This is a genomic window from Sphingomonas sp. TZW2008 (assembly GCF_002117915.1).
Taxonomy (GTDB): Bacteria; Pseudomonadota; Alphaproteobacteria; order Sphingomonadales; family Sphingomonadaceae; genus Sphingomonas.
The window spans coordinates 1-6,599 of record NZ_BDJB01000018.1 but is presented as its reverse complement, the minus strand read 5'-3'; the positions used below and the strand labels follow the sequence as shown (position 1 = coordinate 6,599).

Annotated in this window: 6 protein-coding genes; 2 read left to right on the top strand and 4 right to left on the bottom strand. The window is 57.0% G+C overall.

Annotated features, from left to right (window positions below; translation table 11 throughout):
- Nucleotides 1–41 precede the first annotated feature (41 nt).
- From B7L05_RS16690 to B7L05_RS17290, 3 genes are all read right to left on the bottom strand, one after another.
- Nucleotides 42–1,187: a TadE/TadG family type IV pilus assembly protein gene (locus B7L05_RS16690; RefSeq protein ID WP_256926816.1), complete on the bottom strand. Its 1,146-nt coding sequence runs from the start codon at nt 1,185–1,187 to the stop codon at nt 42–44.
- A gap of 353 nt (nt 1,188–1,540) precedes the next feature.
- Complete coding sequence (locus tag B7L05_RS16685) at nt 1,541–2,305, bottom strand: hypothetical protein (RefSeq protein WP_218776042.1); 765 nt, start codon at nt 2,303–2,305, stop codon at nt 1,541–1,543.
- A 12-nt stretch (nt 2,306–2,317) separates the two neighbouring features.
- Nucleotides 2,318–2,572 carry a hypothetical protein gene (locus tag B7L05_RS17290; RefSeq protein ID WP_144037371.1) on the bottom strand — a complete coding sequence of 85 codons (255 nt, stop codon included), beginning with the start codon at nt 2,570–2,572 and terminating at the stop codon, nt 2,318–2,320.
- 819 nt (nt 2,573–3,391) lie between these two features.
- Between B7L05_RS17290 and B7L05_RS16680 the strand changes: the two genes are divergently transcribed.
- A complete protein-coding gene (locus B7L05_RS16680) occupies nt 3,392–5,395 on the top strand; it encodes a bifunctional diguanylate cyclase/phosphodiesterase (protein WP_085811422.1) in 2,004 nt (667 codons plus the stop codon).
- Nucleotides 5,396–5,475: 80 nt separating this feature from the next.
- Entirely contained in the window at nt 5,476–5,868 is a 393-nt protein-coding gene (locus B7L05_RS16675; RefSeq protein ID WP_085811421.1) for an acyl-CoA thioesterase, read from the top strand.
- A 288-nt stretch (nt 5,869–6,156) separates the two neighbouring features.
- Here B7L05_RS16675 and B7L05_RS16670 read toward each other — a convergent pair whose 3' ends face one another.
- Nucleotides 6,157–6,549, bottom strand: a complete 393-nt coding sequence (locus B7L05_RS16670) for a DUF4352 domain-containing protein (RefSeq protein ID WP_256926815.1) — start codon at nt 6,547–6,549, stop codon at nt 6,157–6,159.
- Between the last annotated feature and the right edge of the window lie 50 nt (nt 6,550–6,599).

Here is a 6,599-nt window from a genome sequence, read left to right as displayed (position 1 = left end):
CCGCCGTCGCCCTCGCTGCAACCGTCATCTTCTGGCTGTGATCAACGAGTCCTGAGCCTAGAAGTGCCCCCGTCTATCGCAGCGGCATTGGTGTTTCGCTCCTCGATGCAGCCGTTCCAAATCGACTTACGCTCATAAGGAAGATCGTCTCGCACATACGGCGTTTCCGGGACCTTCCTGTTTGTTCCAATAAGTTGCCAGATTGGCACCTCGGTCTTTGTCTCTGTTGCTGACAGATTGCTTGCAAGATGTTGCCGCACGTCAAGAGTGCGTTGCCCGTACGAATAACCTTCATTGTTGGACGTCGTTTCGATGATCACGCTACATCGATTGCTTTTCAACCACCATCCGCCAGCAACACCGGTCCACGAAGCATCAAACTGCGAAACTTCTGAGTCACGCGTATATGCAGAATTACAGGCGGACTTTCCGTTTAAAAAGGTCGTCCCGTCAACGAAATTTGGAGTTCGTGATTGATAAGTCCAATTCTGAACAAGCCAGTTTGGATTGCGCTGATAGAGGATACGACCAACGTTCACCGAGCTGTTATAGTTCACAAATCCGTAGCGAAGCCGCAGGTTATTTTGGTAAAGTTGCGTCTGCGCTGGCTCAAGCGTGTCATACAGGCTGGTTGCCGCTTCCCGCAGAGCCGCGATTTTGGAGCCCGTCTGTTCGCTGCCGCCGCAATCGCCCGCACCGCCAGGCGCACAGTTCATTGACCCGGAAAGGTCGAATACCAACATGATGTCGGTGTTGACGAAGTCTTGAGTAGCCGAACATGAAGCTGTGACAGGTAGGGTTTGGTACCCAAATATCTTCATCAATGTCGTCGGAACGGTTGTCTCGCTGTCGATTTTGAGCGTGCCCGCTGTCGGCACAGACATCGTCAGAGAGTAGGGGGCAGATTGAAAGTTGCCCTGTGGATAGTTGAACGTGAAATACTTTGTGGCTTCGTCACGTACCGCTTGCGAAACGGTAAGCCCGGTGAGCATCCGCCGTCCCGCTAAGGACCCGGCATCGCACGCCTGACGAAACCGGTTTTGCGCCATATAGGCGCGCGTCATATCAAGACCCGAGCCGATCATGGCGATCAGCGGGATCATCGAGCATGCCATGATCGCAAGAGTGCTGCCGCGCTTATCACGGCGCAGACGCCCGAGCAGCGTCGACGAACTTCTGGAAACCACGCATCCCCCCCGCAACACGCTATCCCGATCACCGATCAACAGAGCGTCGAGTGAGTACGTGATCTACGTACTTAATGGTTAACGATCATAGAATCGCTGAGGGGCTTCGCCCACTATTCAGTTAACGTAGGTCAGCCGGGGGACCTTATTGCGGCAAGATGCTTTTTCGAGGTCGGCTTAGCGTTTAAACCTCTTCGTTGAAAAACGGCTTGAAGGCTCTGCGGCGAAGCCAGCAAGCGCCGCAAACTCGCGCCTGCCGTAATCGTCCCGGCGTACGTTCCTCAAGCGGGAGATCCCACGTGAACAGAGATCCCGCGTCATGCGTCCTAGGGGAGAAGTTGAAGCCGCCTAGGCTACTGGCTTATGCGCCGCGATGATACGATGCGGCCGGCCTGATCAGTGATAACTTCGCTGGTATTGCCGGCTGTGTCGCGGACCTGACGGACCACCTGACCTGTCGAGTTGGTGGTTCGCAAAACTTCAGAGAGTCCGCTGCGGGCAAGATCGAGGAGCTGCCCGTTCTGCAGCGTACTGGAAGCGATTCCGCCGACGGCGCCCACTGCGTTGTTGGCAACGCCGCTGACGGCGGGCAGCGCGCGGTTTGCTACGTTCCCGACTGTGCCGACCGCTCGGTTGGCAACCCCGCCCACAACCGGGAGTGCGCGGTTCGCCACCCCGCCAACGGTGCCGACAGTGTTGCTCACGGTCGACAGCAGACCGCGTACAATCTCTGGATTGTTGTCGATTGTCTGCAAAGTGCGCTCGATAATCGCGCGGACATTCTCTAGCCGCACTACCAGCGTCGCCTGCGCCTGAACGCCCTTGATGGTCAACTTGACCTTGTCGATGCCTGCGTCGGCACCAGCGGAAAGTTTGAGCAAATTCGCCAGCTGCGCATCAAGTGCAATGCGAGCTTGCAAGTTCTCGACTTCAAGCGTGATTTCATCAACAGACAAATTAGGAATGTCGAGCAACACGTCAGGTTGTGTGTTTGCCGCCATGGCCTGCTGCGCGACGGTGGACCCATTGCTCGATGCGCGGTTCCTCTTCTCCGATTGAGCAAGCGCGGGGCTTGCTGCAATGAGGCTGGCGGCGACGATCAGGCCGATGGTCTTCATTTTAATCTTCCCCTATTGTGCCGCGGTGTTGGCTGCATCCGGCGCCACTCGCGCGGCGGCATCAACAGTAACAGTGACGTTGTTGAGCGTCCGCTGTGCAGGTGGCGCCTGCACTCGTACGACGCTGCCACCGTCCGGTTCGGCGCGCACGGAAAGCCGCGATGTGCCACGCTGCTCAACAAGGACTGACTTCGCGCGAACCTGCGCACGCAACTCCACGTCAGGCAGGGTCATAGCGGCTTGGAACGCAGCGACGATCAACAACATGCACCGCCAAACGCAAGGCTTGCCTTTTCGTTTCGTTTCGGTGGCGCCACTCTCCGCTTACTGGATGGCGACGGTAAGATTGTCATCAGTAGGTGGAACTAACAGGGCAATTCGCTTTCAGGATCGCCAGCTGTTAGCGCGGGCGGCTGAATGCAGATGGTAAGCGACCGTCAGATAGGTCAAGGCTAGGCGCTAGCGGAATCGCTACAGGGGAAGGCTTCCTTTGCCGAAATCGGATGGAGAGAACGAGCGCTGTCCAGAAACTCACACCCCAAACCTGAATGGCCGCTAGTGCTATCCAGGCCGTTGGTAGATCTAGAACCTCCACATCTGCTCGGCTGATGATCCAAAAGACCATACTGAGCACGACGGTCACGACAGCTGCCATCAACCTGAGCTTCAATGCCAGTTCGTTTTTCATCTGCCTACCTCCTCCAAACACGTTAGCCGGCAACGGTTAAAACCGCCTTGCGGTCTGGTTGATGCACCTGCGTTGGTTCCTGAACGTGGAGGTTGTTCGCAGACGAGCCCCAGCGAAGGCTCGCTTCAGGTGAGACCCTGCCTCACCTCAAGGTAAGGGTGCTAACCAGTATGTCGTAGAAGCATAGTCAAGTAAGTAGGATCGACATGCAGAGAGGCGGCAATCACTTAGATCCTGCAAGAACACGTGCGTTGCCACTCAAGAGCCTCTTCGTTTCAGCCGCTGCCGCCTGTTGTGGGGTCGCTATTACAAAATGTCCTGCTGCTTACAGGAAGCTAAGCGCAATGGCGCAGAGCGTCCGATAATCAAGTCGCAAGAGATTGCCGGTACAGGGAGATATGTTCTTCAACCGCCGCAACGACTCACCTAATCTGCAGGCGACTCATGCTCAGGCACAGGATGCCGCCCGAGCCGTTCGCCTTGTCCGTGCGTTTGAGGAGAGCAGTGGAGGTTGGTTCTGGGAAACGGATCAGGAGGGGTGTCTGACCTACCTGTCCGAAGATATCCAGCGGCTCCTGCTTCTCGAAACGAACACCCAGGGCTGCGCGCTGACGAAGATCTTCAAGGTCAGCAACCAAGCCATTGGTGTAGGCCGTACCCTATCATTTCATCTGAGCGCCAAGACGAGCTTCAAAGGTCTCGTCGTGGAGACGCGACACGATACAGATTTGCGGTGGTGGTCGATTTCAGGAGCGCCGCGCTTCGACAAACAGGGCGTCTTCGTTGGCTTCGTCGGCTTTGGCAGTGACCTGACCGAGCAACGTCGGGTCGACGCCGAGATAAATCGGCTGGCGTATTCCGACGCGCTAACGGGCTTAGCGAACCGGCAACGGATGCAGAGTGTGTTGACGCAGACCCTATCTATTCAGCGCAGCGGGTTTGATCCCGTGGCATTGCTCCTGCTCGATCTAGATCGTTTCAAGAGCGTCAACGATACTCTTGGTCATCCGGCCGGTGATAAGCTGCTGAGGCAAGTAGCAGAGCGGCTGACAGGGGTAATGAGCAACACAGGATTGATCGGACGCCTCGGCGGCGACGAGTTCCAAATCATCATGGCCGGCGGTGAGGTCCGTCAAGCCGCGGAACATTTCGCGAGTCACATCATCGATACGTTATCCAAGCCTTATCTCATAGATAATGTGCCGGTGACAATCGGCTGCTCTGTGGGCGTTGCCTATTCGCCGGATCACGGGACTGACGCTGAGGCGCTCACCCGTAATGCTGATCTGGCCTTGTATCGGGCCAAAGGCGACGGGCGCGGCGTGTACCGCGTGTTTACCGCTGAGATGCTGGCCGGCGCCAGGACTCGCAAGCAGCTCGAGGACGATTTGCGTGTAGCGATTGCGAATGACGAGCTTCATCTCGTGTACCAGCCGATTGTGTCTGTTGACTCCCGGCGGATCGTCGGGTGCGAGGCTTTGCTCCGTTGGCACCATCCTAAGCTTGGGCAGATCAGCCCGGCTGACTTCATACCTGTAGCCGAGGAGTGCGGGCTAATCGGATCAATTGGTGAATGGGTGCTGCGAACCGCGATCCAGAGTGCAACCCACCTACCCGAGAGCATCCGGGTTGCGGTCAACGTTTCACCGATACAGTTCGGCAATGCAGGTTTCGCCGCCATCGTAGCAAACGCACTCGCCAGCCATGATGTCGCTCCAGATCGGATCGAGCTAGAGATCACAGAAGGTGTGTTCCTTGGCGACACGTCCTCATCTGACATGATGTTTAAAGCGCTGAAAGGCCTAGGCGTCCGGCTCGCACTCGACGACTTCGGGACCGGCTACTCTGCTTTGGGCTACTTAAAGACGGCGCCATTCGACAAGATCAAAATCGATAAAAGCTTCGTTCGCGGTGCTATCAACAAAGGCAATCGCAATGGAGCGATCATTCAGTCGATCGTCATGCTGGCAAACGCGCTTGGCATGGAGACAACGGCAGAAGGTGTCGAGCAACAAGATGAGATTGAGATGATCCGGGAGCTTGGATGCACGCACATACAGGGTTTTGTTTACGGCGCCCCCATGACACTACCCGACCTCTCAGAAAAGCTGACGGCACAAGGAGACTCTGCATCACCAGTCGGCTACAAAATCACCCGGCCGGAGCGTAGGAAGGTAATTAGGAACGCCAGGCTCGTTGTTGGTGACAGAACCCATAACATCGTGATCAAGAACATCTCGGCCGAAGGAATGATGATCGAGGGGCCAGCGCTCGCGGCGGAAAACGTAGGTTTGATGGTACGCGTAGAGACACCTGAACGTGAAATTCTGCCGGCGATCATACGTTGGGTACGCGAAGGCAGGGCCGGGCTGCAGACGCTGAGCAAAACGGTAAACGGGTAACCGGGTAACCGCCGCATCAACAAACGGCTTGATCGACATCGGTCGACGGACACCTAGTGGCGTACACCCGTTCGCGTCGTATGGACACCCTCCCCAATCCGCCCGGCGGCGCGCATCTTCGAACCGTCGCAATGCCGCGAGACGCAAATCCCAGCGGCAATATCTTCGGCGGCTGGACGTTATCCCAGATGGATCTGGCAGGCGGCATGTTCGCGGTTGAACGCGCGGCAGGACCGGTTGCCACGGTGGCGATCGACGCCATGCGGTTCCTGCGCCCAATCTCTATCCGTGACGAAGTTAGCTGTTTCTGCTCGTGGGAAGACGAGGGTTCGACGTCGATCAAGGTGAAGGTGGAGACGTGGACGCGCGTGCGCGGCACGAAGCAGGCAGAGAAGGTCACCGAGGGGGTGTTCACATACGTTGCCTTGACCGATCAAGGAGAGCCACGGGACCTCAACGACAAAGCCGACTAGCATACAAATCCTACGTTGCAGGTTTCACAGAAATCTGTCCGTTGGCATCTATTTCACCCCACGCGCCGCTAGGTTCCCGAGCTTTATGGTTAAGGAACATGCCACGCGAATGGGCATTCTGCTTACGGAACTCTGTCGGCAGATCATGGCGTATTCCGAGCTAGTATACTTCGAGGGGGCCCACTTCGCTCACCTCGCGCTGCGTCAGGAGACCCAACGTCTCTCGCGCCTAGCCGACGCCGAGGAACGCGAGGTGGCTGGCCGCCAACCCCGCGATCGTCGTGCCCCTCACTTCAGCGCGAACGTAAGCTGCGGGTCGCCGGCGACCACCAATTTCCACGTGTTGCGATCGAAAGCGGTCGCGTCGAGCTTCCAAGCCACGCGGCCGTCTATCGACGTGTTAGGATTGATATCCGCTACGAAGGAGTTCTGCGCCGCAACTTCTACGCCTGCTGAGGCGGTGATGAAATCGTCGGGGTTGTACCGCTGACCCTGCGCATCGATCAGGGCGAAGGCGGGTCGCTCAAGAAGCGACAGCGGCTTGTCCGCCGTATTCTTGAGTCTGTAACCGACGATGACGAGGGTCTCGCCACTTTTTGCTTGAGGACCATATTTGATACCCTTTGGCGTAGTCACTTTAATAACGGTGACATCGACACCCTTGGCTTTGCCTAGGGTCAGGACCCATTGATGTGAGTGTCGCGATCTGATTCAGGCTTCGCGAGGAGACC

What these genes read in the sequence shown, in the direction of transcription:
- B7L05_RS16685 (WP_218776042.1), bottom strand. Translation starts at nt 2,305, where the DNA reads ATGAAGACCATCGGCCTGATCGTCGCCGCCAGCCTCATTGCAGCAAGC.
- B7L05_RS17290 (WP_144037371.1), bottom strand. Translation starts at nt 2,572, where the DNA reads ATGTTGTTGATCGTCGCTGCGTTCCAAGCCGCTATGACCCTGCCTGAC.
- B7L05_RS16680 (WP_085811422.1), top strand. Translation starts at nt 3,392, where the DNA reads ATGTTCTTCAACCGCCGCAACGACTCACCTAATCTGCAGGCGACTCAT.
- B7L05_RS16675 (WP_085811421.1), top strand. Translation starts at nt 5,476, where the DNA reads ATGGACACCCTCCCCAATCCGCCCGGCGGCGCGCATCTTCGAACCGTC.